The sequence below is a fragment of the Streptomyces sp. NBC_00122 genome (assembly GCF_045160845.1).
Lineage (GTDB): Bacteria > Actinomycetota > Actinomycetes > Streptomycetales > Streptomycetaceae > Streptomyces.
Genome location: NZ_CP108191.1, coordinates 561,288 through 579,012, shown reverse-complemented (window position 1 = coordinate 579,012; position 17,725 = coordinate 561,288). Strand labels below are relative to the sequence as shown.

Genomic DNA, 17,725 nt, shown 5'->3' with positions numbered 1-17,725 from the left:
TTGAGTCATGAACAGCATCGAGATCCGGGAACTGACCAGGGAATACGACGGCATCCGTGCCGTGGACCACCTCACGTTCGATGTTCTGCCCGGCCGGGTAACCGGATTCCTGGGACCCAACGGCGCCGGCAAGTCCACGACGATGCGTCTGCTGCTGGGGCTGGACCGGCCGACCTCCGGGACGGCCACCATCGGAGGGCGGCGGTACACCGGCTTCACCGACCCGTTGCACCGGGTGGGCGCACTCCTGGACCCGCAGTCGATCCACGGCGGGCGCACCGCCCGGGACCACTTGCGTTTCCTCGCGGCCACCAACCGGATCCCGATGCGCCGGGTGGAAGAGGTGCTGGAACAGGCCGGGATAGCCTCGGCGGCCAGGCGCCGGGTCAAGAAGTTCTCGCTGGGCATGCGCCAGCGGCTCGGGATCGCCGCGGCGCTGCTGGGCGATCCCGGAGTCGTGCTGCTGGACGAGCCGACCAACGGGCTGGACCCCGAAGGCATCATCTGGATCCGCGAGCTGATGCGCTCACTCGCCGCCGAGGGACGGACCGTCCTGGTCTCCAGCCACCTCATGTCCGAGACCGCTGCTCTGGCCGACCACCTCGTCGTGCTGGGCCGGGGCAAGCTGCTGGCCGACACCGCGATGGAGGAGTTCATCGCCGCCCGCAGCACCCCCCGGGTACGGGTGCGCACCTCGGACCCGGCACGGCTGCGGGCCGCCCTCGCCCGGGAGGGCTTCGAGCTGGTGAGCGCCGACGGCGGGCGCTGGACCGTCGAGGGCATACAGGCGGAGCAGGTCGGCGCCATGGCCGCCCGGGAGGGCGTTCCCGTGCTGGAGCTCTCCGACGAGCGCGCCTCGCTGGAGCAGGCGTATCTCGATCTCACCGCCGGCCATGCCCAGTTCGCCGCGACCCACTGACCGTCCCCACTTTCAAGGAGGCACCGCCATGCGCGCCGCTCTGCCCACGATCCCCGTCCTGCACTCGGAATGGATCAAGATCCGGTCCCTTCGGGGCACCCTCGGGTCGTTCATATCCGTCCTCGTCGCCACTGCGGGGATACAGACGCTCACGGCCGCGCTGATAGGAACGGCCGAGGAAGGCAGCATGGGAGACGATCCGCTGCTCGCCGCCTTCTACGGACTCAACTTCGGGCAGATAGCGGCCATCGCCTTCGGCGCGAGCGCCTTCTCCGCCGAGTTCCACAACGGAGGCCTGCGCACGAGCCTCGCCGCCGTACCCGACCGCACCCGGTTCTATCTGTCGAAGATCTCGATCGTCGGCGGACTCGCCCTCGTCATGGGTCAGATCACCGGTCTCCTGACCTTCCTGGGCGGCCAGGCGTTCATGGGCCCGTACGCCCTCGAACCGGGCGCCCCGGGCACCGTACGGGCGGTCGTCGGCTGTGGCCTCTACCTGACCCTGATGACGCTGTTCGCCGCCGGCCTGACGGCGGTGCTGCGCAGCGGGACGGCTGTGCTGAGCATCCTCATACCGTTCGTCCTGCTGGTCTCCTTCGTCGTCTCCGGTGCGGCGAGCGGAATCGGGCAGTACATGCCGGACCGCGCCGGGCAGATGGTGCTGCGGACGGAGGCGCACGGTGACCTCGGGCCGTGGACCGGTCTGGGCGTGATGGCGCTCTGGGCGGTGGTCACGCTGGTCGCCGGGTGGATCGCGATGCGGCGACGGGACGCGTGACGCCGGGCCAGTTGTCAGTGGGGGTCGGGATACTGACGGTATGACCACGGCAGAGCATCTCGACACGATCGACCGGCTCAGGGCGAAGGAGTTCCCGCCCGAGCCGGTCCGGTCCGGCGGGCAGGGCAGCGGCCCGGGTTACCACCTCGTCCAGCTGAGCCGGACGCGGGATTTCTGGGACGACGACGGATCGGGCCGGGCCGAGGCGGCCGGCCAGATCGCAGCCGAGTACGGAGCGCTCACCCAGGCCCTGGCCGACCGGTGGGGGGAGCAGCAGGTCTTCAGCGTCGGGTCGCTGCTGGACCGGGGGTTCGACGGGGAGGAGATACCGGAGCCGTGGGACGAGGTGAGCAGCACCACCGACCACGTGCACTTGTGGCGGGCCGAGGAGCGGTGGCTGGTGGCCTACGTGGCGCAGTGGGACAGCGAGGACCCCTACCTGCTGATGGCAGGGGTCACGGTGATCGACCCGCCGTGAGGCGGGCCGAGGCCGCTTAGGGTCCGTCGGAAGACTCGGCCACCGCGCGGAGGCGGGCGTACTCCTGGGCCATGGACTCGGCGGTCCAGTGGGCGTTGAGGCCGCTGGGGTTGGGGAGGGCCCAGACGCGGGTCGAGCCGATGGTCCGGTCCTGGGGGCCGATCTGAGCCTTGCGCTCGCCGAAGGCGGTGCGGTAGGCGGTCACGCCGACGACCGCCAGCCACTGGGGGCGCAGCAGTTCCACCTTGGCCGTCAGAATTCGGCCGCCCTCGCGGAACTCCTCGGCGCTCAGCTCGTCGGCGCGGGCCGTGGCGCGGGCCACGACATTGGTGATGCCGAGACGGTAGGTCAGCAGCTCTTCCTGCTCCGCGGGGGCCAGGCGCCGCGGAGTGAAGCCCGACAGGTGCAGGACGGGCCAGAAACGGTTGCCGGGGCGGGCGAAGTGGTGGCCCGTGGCGGCGGAGAGGAGACCTGGGTTGATGCCGCAGAAGAGCACACGCAGACCGCCCGCGACCACGTCCGGGAGGACGCGGTCGCGGGCGGCGCTCAGCTCGTCGGGCGTCAGAGGATCGACCCCGGCGCGTACCCGGCGGCCTCCGGGTGCTGCTTGGCGATCGCCTCGATACGCGAGACCACCGCCGCGACCTGGTCACCCGCGGCGCCGGTGAAGGACAGCTTGTCGGCCATCAGGGCGTCGAGCTGGGAGCGGTCCAGCGGCATCCGCTCGTCGGCGGCCAGCTTGTCCAGCAGCTCATTGCGCTCGGCGCCCTGCTCGCGCATGGCGAGCGCGCAGGCCACCGCGTGCTCCTTGATGACCTCGTGGGCCGCTTCGCGGCCCACCCCGGCCCGTACCGCGCCCATCAGGACCTTGGTGGTCGCGAGGAACGGAAGGTAGCGGTCCAGCTCGCGGGCGACGACGGCCGGGAAGGCGCCGAATTCGTCCATGACCGTCAGGAAGGTCTCCAGGAGGCCGTCGAAGGCGAAGAAGGCGTCCGGAAGGGCCACGCGGCGGACCACGGAGCAGGAGACGTCGCCCTCGTTCCACTGGTCGCCGGCCAGCTCGCCGGTCATCGAGGCGTAGCCGCGCAGGATGACCATCAGGCCGTTCACGCGCTCGCAGGAGCGGGTGTTCATCTTGTGCGGCATCGCGGAGGAGCCGACCTGGCCGGGCTTGAAGCCCTCGGTGACCAGCTCGTGGCCGGCCATCAGCCGGATCGTCTTGGCGATCGAGGACGGGGCGGCGGCCAGCTGCACCAGGGCGGTGACCACGTCGTAGTCGAGCGAGCGCGGGTAGACCTGGCCGACCGAGGTGAAGGCCTGGGCGAAGCCGAGGTGGGCGGCGATGCGCTGCTCCAGCTCGGCGAGCTTGGCCGCGTCGCCGCCGAGCAGGTCGAGCATGTCCTGGGCGGTGCCGACCGGGCCCTTGATGCCGCGCAGCGGGTAGCGGCCCAGCAGGTCCTCGAGGCGGTCGTAGGCGACGAGCAGTTCGTCGGCCGCGGTCGCGAAGCGCTTGCCCAGCGTGGTCGCCTGCGCGGCGACGTTGTGGGAGCGGCCGGCCATGACCAGCTCGGCGTGCTCGCCCGCCAGCTTGCCGAGGCGCGCCAGGACGGCGACCGTGCGGTCACGGGCCAGTTCCAGCGAGAGCCGGATCTGCAGCTGCTCGACGTTCTCGGTGAGGTCGCGCGAAGTCATGCCCTTGTGGACGTGCTCGTGACCGGCGAGGGCGTTGAACTCCTCGATACGGGCCTTCACGTCGTGCCGGGTAACCTTCTCGCGCTCCGCGATGGAGGCGAGGTCGACCGTTTCGAGGACGCGCTCGTAATCGGCGAGGGCCGCGTCGGGGACCTCGATACCGAGGTCCTTCTGGGCGCGCAGCACGGCGAGCCACAGCCGCCGCTCCAGCGTCACCTTGTACTCGGGGGACCACAGGACGGCGAGCTCCGCGGAGGCGTAGCGGCCGGCCAGGACATTGGGGATGCGGGGCTTGGCAGTCACGTGTAGGGATTCTACTTGGGCTGCGGCTGTGCGTTTACGCAGGTAGGGACCCCGGTCCCGATTGTGTCTTGCTACGAGAGCAGATCGCCCGCGGCCGGCTCGTACGGGAGCAGCTCCGGGCGCTTGGCCGGGCGGCCGTCCCCGGAGGAGCGGCCCGTCAAGCGGCGGCCGACCCAGGGGAGCAGGTGCCGGCGGGCGAAGTTCAGGTCCTGGGACCGGCGTACCGCCCAGCCCGGGGGGACGGCGGCGGGCAGTTCGGTGTGCCAGTCCTGCTCGGCGGGCAGGCCCAGGGTCTGCCAGACGGCCTCCGCCACCCGGCGGTGGCCTTCGGCCGTGAGGTGCAGGCGGTCCACGTCCCACATGCGGGGGTCGGCGAGCACCGGCGCCCCGTACAGGTCCACCACCAGGGCTCCGTGCCGTGCGGAGAGTTCCTCGATGATGCCGAAGAGCTCTTCCATCCGGGGCCGGAAACGATCCATCACCGGCCCGTTGCGCCCCGGAGACCGCATCAGGACCAGGTGCTTGCAGGAGGGGGCGAGGAGCTCCACGGCCGCCTCCAGGTGACCCCGTACCCGGCCCATGTCCACCTTGGGGCGCAGCGCGTCGTTCAGCCCCCCGACCAGGGTCACCACGTCGGCGCCCATGGCCGCGGCCGCCGGAACCTGCTCCTCGACGATCTGCCCGATGAGCTTCCCGCGGACCGCGAGGTTCGCGTAGCGAAGGCTCGGCTCGCGCGCCGCGAGGCGGGCGGCCAGCAGGTCGGCCCAGCCCCGGTAGGAGCCGTCCGGGAGCAGGTCGGACATGCCCTCCGTGAAGGAGTCGCCGACCGCGACGAAACTGGTGTAGCGCGCATTCATCTCCATGGCGGGAGTGATGTTACCGCGTGGTACCCCGGCCCCGCAGGGCCGGGGACCGACACGGTTCCGTACGACGGGCTACGCGGAGGCCGGCCGGTCGAACAGCTCGCGCAGCACGTCCTCCATCGTCACCAGGCCCGTCATGGCGCCGTCCGGCCCCAGCACCGCGGCCAGGTGCGTACGGCTGCGCCGCATGGCGGTCAGCACGTCGTCCAGCGGGGTCTCCGCCCGTACCTGGGCGATCAGCCGCAGCGCCGACACCGGGAACGGCTCGTTCCGCGCCTCGGCGTCCAGGGCGTCCTTGACGTGCAGGTAGCCCAGGATCCGGTGCTGGCCGTCGACCACCGGGAACCGGGAGTACCCGGTTTCGGCCGAGAGGCGCTCCAGCCCGGCCGGAGTGATCCCCTCCCGGGCCGAGACCACCTGGCCCGCCGGCAGCACCACATCGGTGACCGGCCGGCGACCCAGCTCCAGGGCGTCGTGCAGCCGCTCGCGCGCCCGGTCGTCGAGGAGCCCGGCCTCGCTGGAGTCCTTGACCATGCGCGCCAGCTCGTCGTCCGAGAAGGTCGCCGCGACCTCGTCCTTCACCTCCACCCGCAGCAGGCGCAGCAGGGCGTTGGCGAAGGCGTTGATCGCGAAGATCACCGGACGGAGCGCCCGCGTCACGGTCACCAGCGGGGGCCCCAGCAGCAGCGCGGTGCGCACCGGCTCGGACAGTGCCACGTTCTTCGGCACCATCTCACCGAAGAGCATGTGCAGGTACGTCGCCAGCGCCAGCGCCACCACGAAGGAGATCGCGTGCGTCAGCGCGGCAGGCACCCCGATGAGGTCGAACAGGGGGGTCAGCAGGTGGGCGATCGCCGGTTCGGCCACCACGCCCAGCACCAGGGTGCACAGCGTGATGCCGAGCTGGGCCGCCGCCATCAGGGCCGATACGTGCTCCAGTCCCCACAGGACCGCCCGGCCCCGCCGGTCGCCCTGCTCGGCGTACGGCTCGATCTGGCTGCGGCGGACCGAGATCAGAGCGAACTCCGCGCCGACGAAGAAGGCGTTGACGACCAGGGTCGCCAGGCCGATCAGCAATTGGACGGCGGTCATCGGTCCTCATCCCCGTCCCTGCGCTTGTGCTTGTCCCTGTGCCTGCCCTTGGGCCTGCCCTTGTCCTTGGGCTTGTCCCAGTGGGTGTCCGCGCCGTCGTCGACCGGCTCGGCCGGCATGTGCAGCAGCACGCGCGCGGCTCGCCGACCGCCGGCGTCCACCACCTCCAGCAGCCAGCCGTCCAGCTCAAGGCTGTCGCCGACGGCCGGGATCCGGCCCAGTTCGGTCGCTATCAGGCCGGCCAGGGTCTCGTACGGGCCTTCCGGCACGCGCAGTCCGATCCGCTGGAGCTGGTCGGTGCGCGCGGCGCCGTCGGCCGCGTAGAGGCGCAGTCCGGCATCGTCCGTACCGGCCGGGGCCAGGTCGGGGGTCTCGTGCGGGTCGTGCTCGTCGCGGACCTCGCCGACGACCTCCTCGACGATGTCCTCCAGCGTGGCCACACCGGCCGTACCGCCGTACTCGTCGATGACCACGGCCATCGTCTGCTTCCCGGACAGCCGGTCCAGGAGCCGGTCCACGGTCAGGGACTCCGGCACGAGGAGGGGGGCGCGCAGCAGCTGCGACACCGGGGTCCGGCGCCGGACCTCGGCGGACAGGGCCAGTACGTCCTTGATGTGGACGGTGCCGACGACGGAGTCGAGGCTGCCCCGGTAGATCGGGAAGCGGGACAGGCCGGTGGCCAGCGTCGCGTTCGCCACGTCCTCGGCGGTCGTCTGCACGTCGAGCGCGGTGACCTGGACGCGCGGGGTCATGACGTTCTCCGCGGTCAGGTCGGCGAGGTTCAGGGTCCGCACGAACAGCTCGGCGGTGTCCTTCTCCAGCGCGCCCGCCTTCGCCGAGTGCCGCGCGAGAGCGACCAGCTCCTGCGGCGTGCGCGCGGAGGCCAGCTCCTCTGTCGGCTCCATGCCGAAGCGGCGGACCATGTGGTTCGCGGTGGTGTTGAGATGGCTGATCAGAGGCCTGAAGGCCCGGCTGAAGACCCGCTGCGTCGTCGCCACGCGCTTGGCGATGGCCAGCGGGGAGGAGATCGCCCAGTTCTTGGGCACCAGCTCGCCGACGACCATCAGCACGACGGTCGACACGGCGGTGCCGAGGATCAGCGCGGTGGAGGAAGCGGCGGCGGCCGACAGCCCCATGGCTTCGAACGGTCCCTGTAGCAGGGCGGCGATCGACGGCTTCGAGATCATGCCGATGACCAGGCCGGTCGCGGTGATGCCGAGCTGGGCGCCGGAAAGCTGGAACGTGAGGGTCCGGACGGCCGCCAGGGCACTCTCGGCCCCGGGTTCGCCACGGTCGACGGCCCGTTCGAGCTCGCTGCGCTCGACGGTGGTCAACGAGAACTCGGCCGCGACGAAGACCCCGCAGACAATGCAGAGCAGCAGCGCCACGACGAGCAGGAGCACCTCGGTCATCGGTCGATCACCTCCGTCCCAGGATCGGCCAGGACGCGGGGCATCGCGCGGTGTCGCGAGCGGGGGCAGCGGGATTGTCGTGGACCGGGAGGCTCGCCCATGGGCGGACGCTCACACCTTTCAATCAGGAGGACTCTTTGCCCACATGGTAAAGGATGAGCAAAGAGAACGGATCATTCTTTTGGCGGAGCGGGGCCGGATGGCGGTTCTGGAAGACCGCCGCGGAGGGAACGAGTATCGGCGACGATCCCGCGGGGGTCGAGCGCTTCCGCGCGAGCGACCCGGGAACGGCCGGCGCGCCGGGTCACGCCACTCGGCGGGCCGATCCGATGACGCAGTAGGAGGTGGGGAAGGCCGGGCCGCGCTCGGGCAGCCGGAAGCTGCGCTGCGAGACGATCCGGAAACCGGCCGCCTCGACCGCGGCGAGCGGGTCGCGGGCCGTGTGGCAGCCGCCGAACAGGAAGGGCCAGACGGTACGGTCCAATGCGCGCTGGACGGCGGCCATGCCGGGGCCGGGGGCGAGGCCGTGCTCGAAGAAGCGCAGCTCGGCGTCGGGGCGGAGCACGCGGTGCAGCTCGGCGAGGGAGCGGGGCAGGTCCCGGACGGTGCACAGCACCAATGAGGCGACGGCTGCGTCGAAGGCCTCGCTCTTGACCGGGAGGGCCTCCGCGGCGCCGGGCACGATGTCCACGGGGACCTCGGCGCGCAGGGCGGCCGTGGCCGCGCGGCGGCGCAGGGTGCGCTCCGGTTCGACGGCGACGACCTCGGAGACGGCGCGCGGGTAGTGCGCGAAGTTCAGGCCGTTCCCGGCACCGATCTCGATGACGCGGCCGGTCACCCCGTGGAGGAGTTCGGTGCGCAGGGCGGCGATGCCGCGGGTCTCGGCGGCTTCGCTGGCGCGGGCGTAGACGCGGGCGAAGAGCGGGTGGTGGACGGGGTCGTGGGGCGGAGCGGTGCGGCGGCGCGGCAGCATGGCGGACCTCCGGCGCGGGGGTGGCGTACGTAGCCGTACTCCCAGCGTGCCCCGTTCGCTCGCGCTCACCCTTCAGGTGTGGAGGGGTGTCCCCCGGACCCCGTCCGGGGGACACCCCTCTCAATCGCCGGCTGGGCCGGCTGGCGCGGTCGGGGCGAAGGCCGACGGGGCCCAGGTGGCCAGGAAGGGTTCCGGGGACCACGTGCCCGCGAGGGTGGGGGAGAGCCAGGTCGGAGCCGCGGTGCGGAACCGGGGTGGGGGGAGGGCGCCCGAGCCTGCCGGGACCGCGCCCAGCAGGGGGAGGCCCGAGGACTTCGGGAGGTCCGCCAGATTGCAGCGGGAGGCCAGGTCCGGGGCGGCCGGCCAGCTGCCGACCACCACGCCCAGCGCGGTCAGGCCCCGGGCCCGCAGGGCTTCCGCCGACAGGGTGGTGGAGTTGAGGGTGCCCAGTCCCGCCGGGGCGACGAGCAGGGTCGGGGCGCCGAGCAGACCTGCCGCGTCGGCCAGGGTGTGGCCCTCCTCGTCGAAGCGGACGAGCAGCCCGCCCGCGCCCTCCACCAGGACCAGGTCGTGGGAGAGGGCGAGCCGGTTCGCCGCCTCCGCGACAGCGGCCGGGGAGACCGTGGGCAGGCCCGCGCGACGCGCTGCCGTGTCCGGGGCCAACGGCTCCGGATAGCGTGCCAGTTCCACCGCCGTGACGGAGGAGCCGGCCAGCCGGACCACCTCCGCGGCGTCCCCCGGTTCGGCCGGGCCCACGCCCGTCTGGGCGGGCTTGAGCACCGCCACCGAGCGGCCGGCCGCCACCGCGGCGGCCGCGATCGCCGCCGTGACGACGGTCTTGCCGATCTCCGTGCCCGTGCCGGACACGATCACTACGGACATGTCGGTCTTCTCAGCCTTCCTGCGCCGCCGCGACCACAGCGCGGCAGATCCGGGCCACATCGGTGTCGCCCGTGACGAACGGCGGCATCACGTAGATCAGGTCCCGGAAGGGCCGCACCCACACGCCCTCGCGCACCGCCGCCCTGGTGGCGGCCTCCACGTCGACCTCGTGGTCCAGCTGCACCACGCCGATCGCGCCGAGGACCCGTACGTCCCGTACGCCGGGCTGCCCGGCCGCGGCCGCCAGGCCTTCGCGCAGGCCCGCCTCGATCCGCTTGACCTCGGTCGCCCAGTCCTGGCCGAGCAGCAGCTCGACCGAGGCCAGCGCCACGGCCGTCGCCAGGGGGTTGCCCATGAAGGTCGGCCCGTGCGCCAGCACCGGCACCTCGCCCTGGGAGATGCCGTCGGCGACCCGGGCCGTGCACAGGGTCGCCGCCAGCGTGAGGTAACCGCCCGTCAGCGACTTGCCCAGGCACATCACGTCCGGGGTGATCCCCGCGTGGTCCGCGGCGAAGAGCGCTCCGGTGCGGCCGAAGCCCGTCGCGATCTCGTCGAGGATGAGGAGCACGCCGTACTCGTCGCACAACTCGCGCAGCACCCGCAGGTAGCCCGGGTTGTGGAAGCGCATGCCGCCCGCTCCCTGCACCACCGGCTCCACGATGACGGCGGCCAGCTCGTCGGCGTGCGCGGCGATCAGGGAGCGCAGGTGGTCGGCGTACGCCGGGTCCACCGGGGCGTCGAAGCCGTCGGGCGGCGCGTCCGCGAAGACCTGCCGCGGCAGGTGACCCTGCCACAGCTCGTGCATGCCGCCCTGGGGGTCGCAGACTGCCATCGGCTGCCAGGTGTCCCCGTGGTAGCCGCCGCGCCAGGTCAGCAGCCGGGTCTTGCCCGTCCGCCCGAGTGAACGCCAGTACTGCAGGCACATCTTGACCGCGACCTCGACGGACACCGAGCCCGAGTCGCAGAGGAAGACGTGCTCCAGTCCCGGCGGGGTGATCTCGACGAGCTTCGCGGCGAGCCGGACGGCGGGCTCATGGGTGAGCCCCCCGAACATCACGTGTGACATGAGGCCCAGCTGCGCGGTCGCGGCCTCGTTCAGCACCGGGTGGTTGTAGCCGTGGATCGCCGACCACCAGGAGGACATGCCGTCGACCAGCTCGTCGTGGCCCTGTCCCTGGGACGGGTCGGCGAGCCGCAGCCGTACCCCCGAGGCGGAGGCGATGACCAGCGGCTCCTGTCGGCCGGGCATCGGGCCGTACGGGTGCCAGACGTGCTGCCGGTCCAGCGCGAGCAGTTCCGCGCCGGACGACGGAGGCCGGATCTGATCAGGCATTGGGGGCGATGTCCGTCCCCGCTCCGCGGCGGCGCACCGCCACCAGGTCCGAGCGGACCTCACCGGCATCCGCCTGCGCCGCCACGGGCGCCGCGTGCGCGTGACCGGAGCAACCGCCGCAGGCCGAGCCGCAGCCGGCGTCCCCGGCGGGGTCGGCGGAACCGGCCGAGCCGCAGACCGAGGCGGCACTGGAGTGCGAACCGCAGCCTCCGCCGGTGGCCGCGGCCGCCACGTCGGAGCGGTGCGCGGGCAGGGTCGACGTACCGGCGCCCTCCACCTCGAAACCGGCGTCCGCGATCATGTCGAGGTCGACCTGGCCGGCCTGGCCCTCACTGGTGAGGTAGTCGCCGAGGAAGATCGAGTTGACGATGTGCAGGGCCAGCGGCTGCATCGAGCGCAGGTGCACCTCGCGGCCGCCCGCGAGGCGGACCTCGACGTCGGGGCAGACGAACCGGACCATCGCGAGGATCCGCAGGGCGCGCTGCGGGGTGAGGTTCCACTCCTTGGCGAGCGGGGTGCCCTCGAACGGGATCAGGAAGTTGACCGGCACCGAATCCGAGTCCAGCTCGCGCAGCGAGTAGACGACGTCGACGAGGTCCTCGTCGCTCTCGCCCATGCCCGCGATCAGACCGGAGCAGGCCGACAGGCCGGCGGCGTGCGCCTTTTGCACCGTGTCGACCCGGTCCGCGTAGGTGTGGGTCTTGGTGATCTGCCCGTACGTGGCCTCGGAGGTGTTGAGGTTGTGGTTGTAGGCGTCCGCGCCCGCGTCGCGCAGCCGCTCGGCCTGGCCGTCGGAGAGCAGGCCCAGGCAGGCGCAGACCTCGATGCCCTCGTTCTGCTCCTTGATCGCGGCGATCGTCTTGCCGACGCGGTCCACGTCCCGGTCCGTCGGCCCGCGGCCGCTCGCGACCAGGCAGACCCGCTTCGCCCCGCCCGCGACACCGGCGGCCGCGGCCTGGGAGGCCTCCTCCGGCTTCAGCCACGTGTACTTGAGGATCTCGGCCTTGGAGCCCAGGCGCTGGGAACAGTAGGAGCAGTCCTCCGGGCACAGGCCCGACTTCAGATTGACCAGGTAGTTCAGCTTCACCCGACGCCCGAACCACTGGCGGCGCACCTTGCCGGCAGCGGCCACCACGTCGAGCAGTTCGTCGTCGGAAGTCGCCAGTACGGCGAGCGCTTCTTCGCGGGTCGGCAGCTCGCGCCGCAGCCCCTTGTCCACCAGGGTGTTCAGCAGGTCCATGAATCCGATCCTGTCCCACACGACCACTCCCGGCCAAGGAGAGATCGCACAACATGGCCGGATGGGTGTGTGTGTATCACCACACCTGACACAGGAGTCACGGCAGCTAGGGTCGGGCAGGTCTGTGGACTGCCGACAAAACACGAGGACCTGCCGATGCCCCAGCACACTCCCGATCCCGTGGATGTCTTCTCCTGGATCGATGCCGCGGAGAGCGCCCGTGAACAGGCCGGACTGGTCCGTACGCTGCGCCCGCGACCGGAGTCGTCGCCGCTGCTGGACCTCGCGAGCAACGACTACCTCGGTCTGACCCGGCACCCCGAGACCGTCCGGGGCGCACGGGACGCGGCTGGGCGATGGGGAGGCGGAGCCACCGGTTCCCGCCTCGTGACGGGCACGACCGAGCTTCATGCGGAGCTCGAGCGGGAGCTCGCCGCCTTCTGCGGATTCGAGGCCGCGCTCGTCCTCTCCTCCGGGTACGCGGCCAACCTCGCCGCGGTCACCGCGCTCAGCGACCGGGGCACGCTGGTCGCCTCCGACGCGGGGAACCACGCCTCGATCGTGGACGGCTGCCGTCTCTCGCGCGCCGAGATCGCCGTGATCCCGCACTCCGACCCGGACTCCGCGCGCAAGACGCTCGCCGCGCACGAGGGCCGGGCGCTGCTGGTCACCGACTCGGTGTTCTCCGTGGACGGGGACGCCGCACCGCTGGCCGGGTACGCAGCCGCCTGCCGGGAGGAGGGCGCGGCCCTGGTCGTGGACGACGCGCACGGCCTGGGCGTGCTGGGGGAGGGCGGCCGCGGCGCGCTGCACGCCGCCGGACTCGCGGGCGCGCCCGGTGTGGTCGCCACCCTCACCCTCTCGAAGTCGATGGGCAGCCAGGGCGGGGCCGTACTCGGCCCGGCCAAGGTGATCCGGCACCTGATCAACACGGCGCGGACCTTCATCTTCGACACCGGGCTGGCCCCGGCCGCCGCGGGCGCGGCCCTGGCGAGCCTGCGCCTGCTCCAGCGGGAACCGGAACGAGCCGCCCGCGCCCGCGAGGTGGCCGCCCAGCTGTACGAGCGGCTCACCGCGTCCGGCCTGACCGCGGCCCGGCCGGACGCGGCCGTGGTGTCGGTACGGGCCCCGTCGGCTTCGGCGGCACTGCGCTGGGCCGCCGACTGCCGCGAGGCGGGTCTGTCCGTGGGGTGCTTCCGGCCGCCGTCCGTGCCGGACGGTATCTCCCGGCTGCGGCTGACCGCACGGGCCGATCTCACGGGGGACGAGATCGACCGGGCTGTGGGGACGATCCTTGCGACCGCACCCGCCGGAGCCACGGACCGGTAGGCGGCGTTACGGGAGCAGGTCCGCCCGGACCTTGGCGAGGAAACCGTCCCAGGCCGGCCCGGTGAAGAGCACGGCCGGGCCGTCCGTCCGCTTGGAGTCGCGGACGGCCAGCAGGCCGCCACCGAGGACGGCCGCTTCCACGCAGTTGTTCATTCCGGTACTGCGGCTGCTCCGCCGCCATCGCGCGCTGATCAGAAGTCCGCTGGTGGATAAGGGGGTTGCGGACACGGGGTGCCTCCTTACGCGTCGTCAGCAAGTGAGCTGATGAGATCCGACGAGTCCTGGGGCGGGAGGGCGTGCGCCTGAATGGCACGGAACGCGGCGCTGTACGCCTCAAGGTCTTCCTTCCGCTCCAGATAGAGGCTACTCGTCAAATGGTCGAGTACCACCACATCCAGATCGGCGATGTTCGGAAATGAGAAGATGACGAACGGTCCGGTGAGGCCGAGATGACCCCCCACGCTGAACGGCAGCACCTGTAGCCGAACTTGAGGCAGCCGCCCCACCTGCACCAGGTGTCTCAGCTGCTCCGCCATCACCCCGGGTCCGCCGATCTGCCGACGCAGCACCGCCTCGTCCAGTACGGCGCTCAGCTCCAGCGGCGGATCGGCCCGCAGCACCGCCTGCCGTGCCAGCCGTACGTCGACCAGCGCGTCCACCTTCGGCTCCGGCAGCCCGCCCAGCGCGGCCCGCGTGACCGCCCGCGCGTACTCCGGTGTCTGCAACAGCCCGGGAACCACGGACAGTTCCACCGTGCGCGCCGCCCGGGCGCCCGCCTCCAGGCTGATGAAGTCCCGGTACTCCTGCGGCAGCAGCCCCCGGTAGTCGTGCCACCACTGTCGGCCCCGCCCGGTGTCGGCCCCGGGGCCCGGGCCGGCCGCCGAGGCCGACAGTGCCTCCAGCAGCGCGCGCTGCTCCGGGCTCACGAGCTCCCCGTAGGCGTCGAGGAGCAGGCGGATGTCCTCCGGCTTGACCCCGCTGCGCCCCGTCTCGATGCGGCTGATCTTCGACTGGTGCCATCCCACGATCCGGGCGGCCTCACCGCTGGTGAGACCGGTCCGGTCGCGCAGGGCGCGCAGTTCCTCGCCGAGCTTGCGCCGACGCACCGCGGGACCATGCTGCATACCCGCCTCCTTCCACCGGCACAGCTCGCACCAGTCTGCCGTCCAAATACGCTCTTCCGTAGCAGAGTTCACCGCATTGAGCGACAGATATATGCATATCTTGGGGGATCGGCGCAAACGGCGGCACGATGGGTGGCACTCTGGCGTCCAGCGCAGATCCGGGGCGGCTCGACCCCGGTGGGAAAGGGACCGTCGCCATGGCAGACCACCAGGAAGCATCCGTCACTCTGCCGAGCGATCCCGCCTCGGTCGCCACCGCCCGCCGCTACGTCGCGGAGGTGCTGGGCGAATGGGGACTGCCCGACGACACCGAGACCGCGGACAGCGTCCGGCTGATCGTCTCGGAGCTCGCCACCAACGCCGTGCAGCACACGTTCGGCCAGTCGCCCACCTTCACCGTCGACGTCCGGCTGGAGCGCGAGGAATGGCTGCGCGTCGGCGTGACCGACAGCCACCCGCGCTGGCCCAAGCGGCTCCCGGCGGCGGTCCAGCAGGACAACGGCCGGGGCATGGTCATCATCCGCTGGCTCACCGCGGAAGCGGGCGGCCGGCTCTCGGTCACCCCCACCGAGGACGGGGGCAAGACGGTCTGGATCGCGCTGCCCTGGACGGCCGGGGCCCCGGCCAGGAGTGTCACGGGCTGCTGAGTTCCGCGACCGCAGCCGCAGTCGCAGTCGCAGCCGTATACGGAATCAGGATCCGGGGGCCCGTGGGATGAACCGGGTGCCTTCCCGAAACGTGGGTTAACGCAACGGAAAAGCGCGGCGCCTAGCGTGGCGCCACGTTCGTCCGCCAATCACCGCCCATGATCCGGTAAAGCTGCGGTGGTCGGGACGGAAAGCCTTTCCCTGTGTTGGGCAAGACACGCTTGGCTCGGATATGCGCAGGTCAACAAAGTGTTGACGGCCAGTAGGGTCGCCCCGGCGCGCTGTTGATCTTGTCCCGGAAGCTTGGTGATACCTGTGCAACTGACACCGCATGAGCAGGAGAGACTGCTCATCCACGTGGCGGCCGACGTGGCCGAGAAGCGGAAAGCGCGAGGGGTGCGCCTCAACCACCCCGAGGCGATCGCCCTGATCACCTCGCACATCCTCGAAGGCGCCCGCGACGGGCGGACCGTGGCCGAGCTCATGGCCTCCGGCCGCACCGTGCTCGGCCGCGAGGACGTCATGGAGGGGATCCCCGAGATGATCCACGACGTCCAGGTCGAGGCCACCTTCCCGGACGGCACCAAACTCGTCACCGTCCACGACCCGATCGTCTGAAGGGGAGTGCCCGCATGATCCCCGGCGAAATCGCCTACGGGGACGGCCCGGTGCTCCTCAACGAGGGCCGCCCCGTCACCCGCCTCACCGTGCTCAACGCCGCCGACCGGCCCGTCCAGGTCGGCTCCCACTACCACTTCGCCGAGGCCAACCCCGGCCTCGACTTCGACCGCCGCGCCGCCCGCGGACTGCGGCTCAACATCGCCGCCGGCACCGCCGTGCGCTTCGAGCCGGGCATCCCGGTCGCGGTGGAACTCGTACCGCTCGCGGGCTCGCGCACCGTACCGGGACTGCGCGGGGAGACCGGAGGGCCGCTCGATGGCTGAGCTCTCCCGCCAGGTGTACGCCGACCTTTTCGGGCCGACGACGGGTGACCGGATCCGGCTGGCCGACACCGACCTCTTCGTCGAGATCGAGCAGGACCTCAGCGGCGGCCCCGGACGGGCCGGCGACGAGGCCGTCTTCGGCGGCGGCAAGGTGATCCGCGAATCCATGGGACAGGCCCGCACCACCCGGGCCGAGGGCGCGCCCGACACCGTGATCACCGGGGTGGTCGTGCTCGACCACTGGGGCATCGTCAAGGCCGACGTCGGCCTCCGCGACGGCCGGATCTGCGGCATCGGCAAGGCCGGCAATCCCGACACCATGGACGGGGTGGACCCGGCCCTCGTCATCGGCCCCGAGACCGAGATCATCGCGGGCAACGGGAAGATCGTCACGGCCGGGGCCATCGACGCCCACGTGCACTTCATCTCGCCGACGGTCATCGACGAGGCCCTGGCCTCCGGCATCACCACCCTGGTCGGCGGCGGCACCGGACCGGCCGAGGGCACCAAGGCCACCACCGTCACTCCCGGACCCTGGCACCTGGCCCGGATGTTCGCGGCGCTGGAGGCCTACCCCGTCAACATCGGCCTCCTCGGCAAGGGCAACACCATGTCCCGCGAGGCCATGCACTCCCAGCTGCGCGGCGGAGCCCTCGGCTTCAAGATCCACGAGGACTGGGGATCCACCCCCGCCGTCATCGACGCCTGCCTGAGCGTCTGTGACGAGACCGGCGCCCAGGTCGCCATCCACACGGACACCCTCAACGAGGCCGGATTCGTCGGCGACACGCTCGCCGCCATCGCCGGGCGGACCATCCACTCGTACCACACCGAGGGCGCGGGCGGCGGTCACGCCCCCGACATCATCACCGTGGTCTCCGAGCCCAACATACTGCCGAGCTCCACCAACCCCACCCGGCCGCACACCGTCAACACCGCCGAGGAACACCTCGACATGCTGATGGTCTGCCACCACCTCAACCCGGCCGTCCCCGAGGACCTCGCCTTCGCCGAGTCCCGGATCCGGCCCTCGACCATCGCCGCCGAGGACGTCCTGCACGACCTCGGAGCCATCTCGATCATCTCCTCCGACTCCCAGGCCATGGGCCGGGTCGGCGAGGTCGTCCTGCGCACCTGGCAGACCGCCCACGTGATGAAGAAGCGGCGCGGCTTCCTCCCCGGCGACGGCCCCGCCGACAACCACCGCGCCCGTCGCTACGTCGCCAAGTACACGATCAACCCCGCCGTCGCCCAGGGGCTGGCCCGTGAGATCGGCTCCGTCGAGACCGGCAAACTCGCCGACCTGGTGCTGTGGAGCCCCGCCTTCTTCGGGGTCAAGCCCGAACTGGTCATCAAGGGCGGCCAGATCGCCTACGCGCAGATGGGCGACGCCAACGCCTCCATCCCGACCCCGCAGCCGGTGCTGCCCCGCCCGATGTTCGGCAGCCACGGCCGTGCGCCCGCCCTGAACTCGCTGAACTTCACCGCGCAGGCCGCGCTCGACGACGGACTGCCCGACCGGCTCGGCCTCGGCAAGGCCTTCGTGGCCATCGAGAACACCCGCAAGGTCGGCAAGGCGGACATGCGCAACAACGACGCCATGCCCCGGGTAGAGGTGGACGCCGACACCTTCACGGTCACCATCGACGGCGAGGCCGTGGAACCCGCGCCGGCGGCCGAACTGCCCATGGCCCAGAGATACTTCCTCTTCTGATG

Annotated in this window: 19 protein-coding genes; 8 read left to right on the top strand and 11 right to left on the bottom strand. The window is 71.7% G+C overall.

Annotation, left to right across the window (positions count from 1 at the left end):
- Positions 1–7: 7 nt before the first annotated feature.
- From OG737_RS02700 to OG737_RS02690, 3 genes are read left to right on the top strand one after another with little or no spacing between them, the layout of a single operon-like run.
- Positions 8–919 (top strand): ABC transporter ATP-binding protein, encoded by a 912-nt coding sequence (locus OG737_RS02700; RefSeq protein WP_405921148.1) that lies wholly within the window; start codon positions 8–10, stop codon positions 917–919.
- 28 nt (positions 920–947) lie between these two features.
- A complete protein-coding gene (locus OG737_RS02695; RefSeq protein WP_328924517.1) occupies positions 948–1,697 on the top strand; it encodes an ABC transporter permease in 750 nt (249 codons plus the stop codon).
- 40 nt (positions 1,698–1,737) lie between these two features.
- Entirely contained in the window at positions 1,738–2,175 is a 438-nt protein-coding gene (locus tag OG737_RS02690; protein ID WP_328924516.1) for a hypothetical protein, read from the top strand.
- Positions 2,176–2,191: 16 nt separating this feature from the next.
- Here OG737_RS02690 and mug read toward each other — a convergent pair whose 3' ends face one another.
- The 9 genes from mug to bioB form a co-directional block, all read right to left on the bottom strand.
- Complete coding sequence (mug, locus tag OG737_RS02685; protein ID WP_328930189.1) at positions 2,192–2,740, bottom strand: G/U mismatch-specific DNA glycosylase; 549 nt, start codon at positions 2,738–2,740, stop codon at positions 2,192–2,194.
- Complete coding sequence (gene purB / locus OG737_RS02680) at positions 2,737–4,170, bottom strand: adenylosuccinate lyase (protein WP_405921147.1); 1,434 nt, start codon at positions 4,168–4,170, stop codon at positions 2,737–2,739. The genes mug and purB overlap by 4 nt, the downstream gene beginning before the upstream one ends.
- A gap of 71 nt (positions 4,171–4,241) precedes the next feature.
- Complete coding sequence (locus OG737_RS02675) at positions 4,242–5,033, bottom strand: SGNH/GDSL hydrolase family protein (protein WP_405921146.1); 792 nt, start codon at positions 5,031–5,033, stop codon at positions 4,242–4,244.
- A gap of 72 nt (positions 5,034–5,105) precedes the next feature.
- Entirely contained in the window at positions 5,106–6,125 is a 1,020-nt protein-coding gene (locus OG737_RS02670; RefSeq protein WP_328924513.1) for a hemolysin family protein, read from the bottom strand.
- Complete coding sequence (locus OG737_RS02665; RefSeq protein WP_405921145.1) at positions 6,122–7,537, bottom strand: hemolysin family protein; 1,416 nt, start codon at positions 7,535–7,537, stop codon at positions 6,122–6,124. Before OG737_RS02665 ends, OG737_RS02670 begins: the two co-directional genes overlap by 4 nt.
- A gap of 304 nt (positions 7,538–7,841) precedes the next feature.
- Entirely contained in the window at positions 7,842–8,510 is a 669-nt protein-coding gene (locus OG737_RS02660; protein ID WP_328924511.1) for a class I SAM-dependent methyltransferase, read from the bottom strand.
- Positions 8,511–8,630: 120 nt separating this feature from the next.
- Entirely contained in the window at positions 8,631–9,392 is a 762-nt protein-coding gene (gene bioD, locus OG737_RS02655) for a dethiobiotin synthase (RefSeq protein WP_405921144.1), read from the bottom strand.
- A 10-nt stretch (positions 9,393–9,402) separates the two neighbouring features.
- Positions 9,403–10,725 carry an adenosylmethionine--8-amino-7-oxononanoate transaminase gene (locus OG737_RS02650; RefSeq protein ID WP_328924509.1) on the bottom strand — a complete coding sequence of 441 codons (1,323 nt, stop codon included), beginning with the start codon at positions 10,723–10,725 and terminating at the stop codon, positions 9,403–9,405.
- Positions 10,718–11,965, bottom strand: a complete 1,248-nt coding sequence (gene bioB, locus OG737_RS02645; protein WP_328924508.1) for a biotin synthase BioB — start codon at positions 11,963–11,965, stop codon at positions 10,718–10,720. The genes OG737_RS02650 and bioB overlap by 8 nt, the downstream gene beginning before the upstream one ends.
- Before the next feature lie 156 nt (positions 11,966–12,121).
- Between bioB and OG737_RS02640 the strand changes: the two genes are divergently transcribed.
- Positions 12,122–13,294, top strand: a complete 1,173-nt coding sequence (locus OG737_RS02640) for an 8-amino-7-oxononanoate synthase (protein WP_328924507.1) — start codon at positions 12,122–12,124, stop codon at positions 13,292–13,294.
- Between the two features lie 6 nt (positions 13,295–13,300).
- Here OG737_RS02640 and OG737_RS02635 read toward each other — a convergent pair whose 3' ends face one another.
- Complete coding sequence (locus tag OG737_RS02635) at positions 13,301–13,522, bottom strand: DUF397 domain-containing protein (RefSeq protein ID WP_405921143.1); 222 nt, start codon at positions 13,520–13,522, stop codon at positions 13,301–13,303.
- 11 nt (positions 13,523–13,533) lie between these two features.
- The gene (locus OG737_RS02630) at positions 13,534–14,418 is read right to left on the bottom strand and encodes a helix-turn-helix transcriptional regulator (RefSeq protein ID WP_328924505.1); all 885 of its coding nucleotides are present in this window, start codon (positions 14,416–14,418) and stop codon (positions 13,534–13,536) included.
- Between the two features lie 197 nt (positions 14,419–14,615).
- On the opposite strand from OG737_RS02630, the gene OG737_RS02625 reads away from it, so the two are divergent.
- From OG737_RS02625 to OG737_RS02610, 4 genes are all read left to right on the top strand, one after another.
- Positions 14,616–15,065 carry an ATP-binding protein gene (locus OG737_RS02625; protein ID WP_328924504.1) on the top strand — a complete coding sequence of 150 codons (450 nt, stop codon included), beginning with the start codon at positions 14,616–14,618 and terminating at the stop codon, positions 15,063–15,065.
- Between the two features lie 315 nt (positions 15,066–15,380).
- On the top strand, positions 15,381–15,683 hold the full coding sequence (locus OG737_RS02620) for an urease subunit gamma (RefSeq protein ID WP_100580260.1): 303 nt from the start codon (positions 15,381–15,383) through the stop codon (positions 15,681–15,683).
- A gap of 14 nt (positions 15,684–15,697) precedes the next feature.
- Positions 15,698–16,009 (top strand): urease subunit beta, encoded by a 312-nt coding sequence (locus tag OG737_RS02615; protein WP_328924503.1) that lies wholly within the window; start codon positions 15,698–15,700, stop codon positions 16,007–16,009.
- Positions 16,002–17,723: an urease subunit alpha gene (locus tag OG737_RS02610; protein WP_405921142.1), complete on the top strand. Its 1,722-nt coding sequence runs from the start codon at positions 16,002–16,004 to the stop codon at positions 17,721–17,723. The genes OG737_RS02615 and OG737_RS02610 overlap by 8 nt, the downstream gene beginning before the upstream one ends.
- The last annotated feature ends 2 nt before the right edge of the window (positions 17,724–17,725 follow it).

Bases quoted from the DNA above. Each gene is read 5' to 3' on its own strand.
- OG737_RS02700 (WP_405921148.1), top strand. From the start codon at position 8: ATGAACAGCATCGAGATCCGGGAACTGACCAGGGAATACGACGGCATC.
- OG737_RS02695 (WP_328924517.1), top strand. From the start codon at position 948: ATGCGCGCCGCTCTGCCCACGATCCCCGTCCTGCACTCGGAATGGATC.
- OG737_RS02690 (WP_328924516.1), top strand. From the start codon at position 1,738: ATGACCACGGCAGAGCATCTCGACACGATCGACCGGCTCAGGGCGAAG.
- OG737_RS02675 (WP_405921146.1), bottom strand. From the start codon at position 5,033: ATGGAGATGAATGCGCGCTACACCAGTTTCGTCGCGGTCGGCGACTCC.
- OG737_RS02670 (WP_328924513.1), bottom strand. From the start codon at position 6,125: ATGACCGCCGTCCAATTGCTGATCGGCCTGGCGACCCTGGTCGTCAAC.
- OG737_RS02665 (WP_405921145.1), bottom strand. From the start codon at position 7,537: ATGACCGAGGTGCTCCTGCTCGTCGTGGCGCTGCTGCTCTGCATTGTC.
- OG737_RS02660 (WP_328924511.1), bottom strand. From the start codon at position 8,510: ATGCTGCCGCGCCGCCGCACCGCTCCGCCCCACGACCCCGTCCACCAC.
- bioD (WP_405921144.1), bottom strand. From the start codon at position 9,392: ATGTCCGTAGTGATCGTGTCCGGCACGGGCACGGAGATCGGCAAGACC.
- OG737_RS02650 (WP_328924509.1), bottom strand. From the start codon at position 10,725: ATGCCTGATCAGATCCGGCCTCCGTCGTCCGGCGCGGAACTGCTCGCG.
- bioB (WP_328924508.1), bottom strand. From the start codon at position 11,965: ATGGACCTGCTGAACACCCTGGTGGACAAGGGGCTGCGGCGCGAGCTG.
- OG737_RS02640 (WP_328924507.1), top strand. From the start codon at position 12,122: ATGCCCCAGCACACTCCCGATCCCGTGGATGTCTTCTCCTGGATCGAT.
- OG737_RS02630 (WP_328924505.1), bottom strand. From the start codon at position 14,418: ATGCAGCATGGTCCCGCGGTGCGTCGGCGCAAGCTCGGCGAGGAACTG.
- OG737_RS02625 (WP_328924504.1), top strand. From the start codon at position 14,616: ATGGCAGACCACCAGGAAGCATCCGTCACTCTGCCGAGCGATCCCGCC.
- OG737_RS02615 (WP_328924503.1), top strand. From the start codon at position 15,698: ATGATCCCCGGCGAAATCGCCTACGGGGACGGCCCGGTGCTCCTCAAC.
- OG737_RS02610 (WP_405921142.1), top strand. From the start codon at position 16,002: ATGGCTGAGCTCTCCCGCCAGGTGTACGCCGACCTTTTCGGGCCGACG.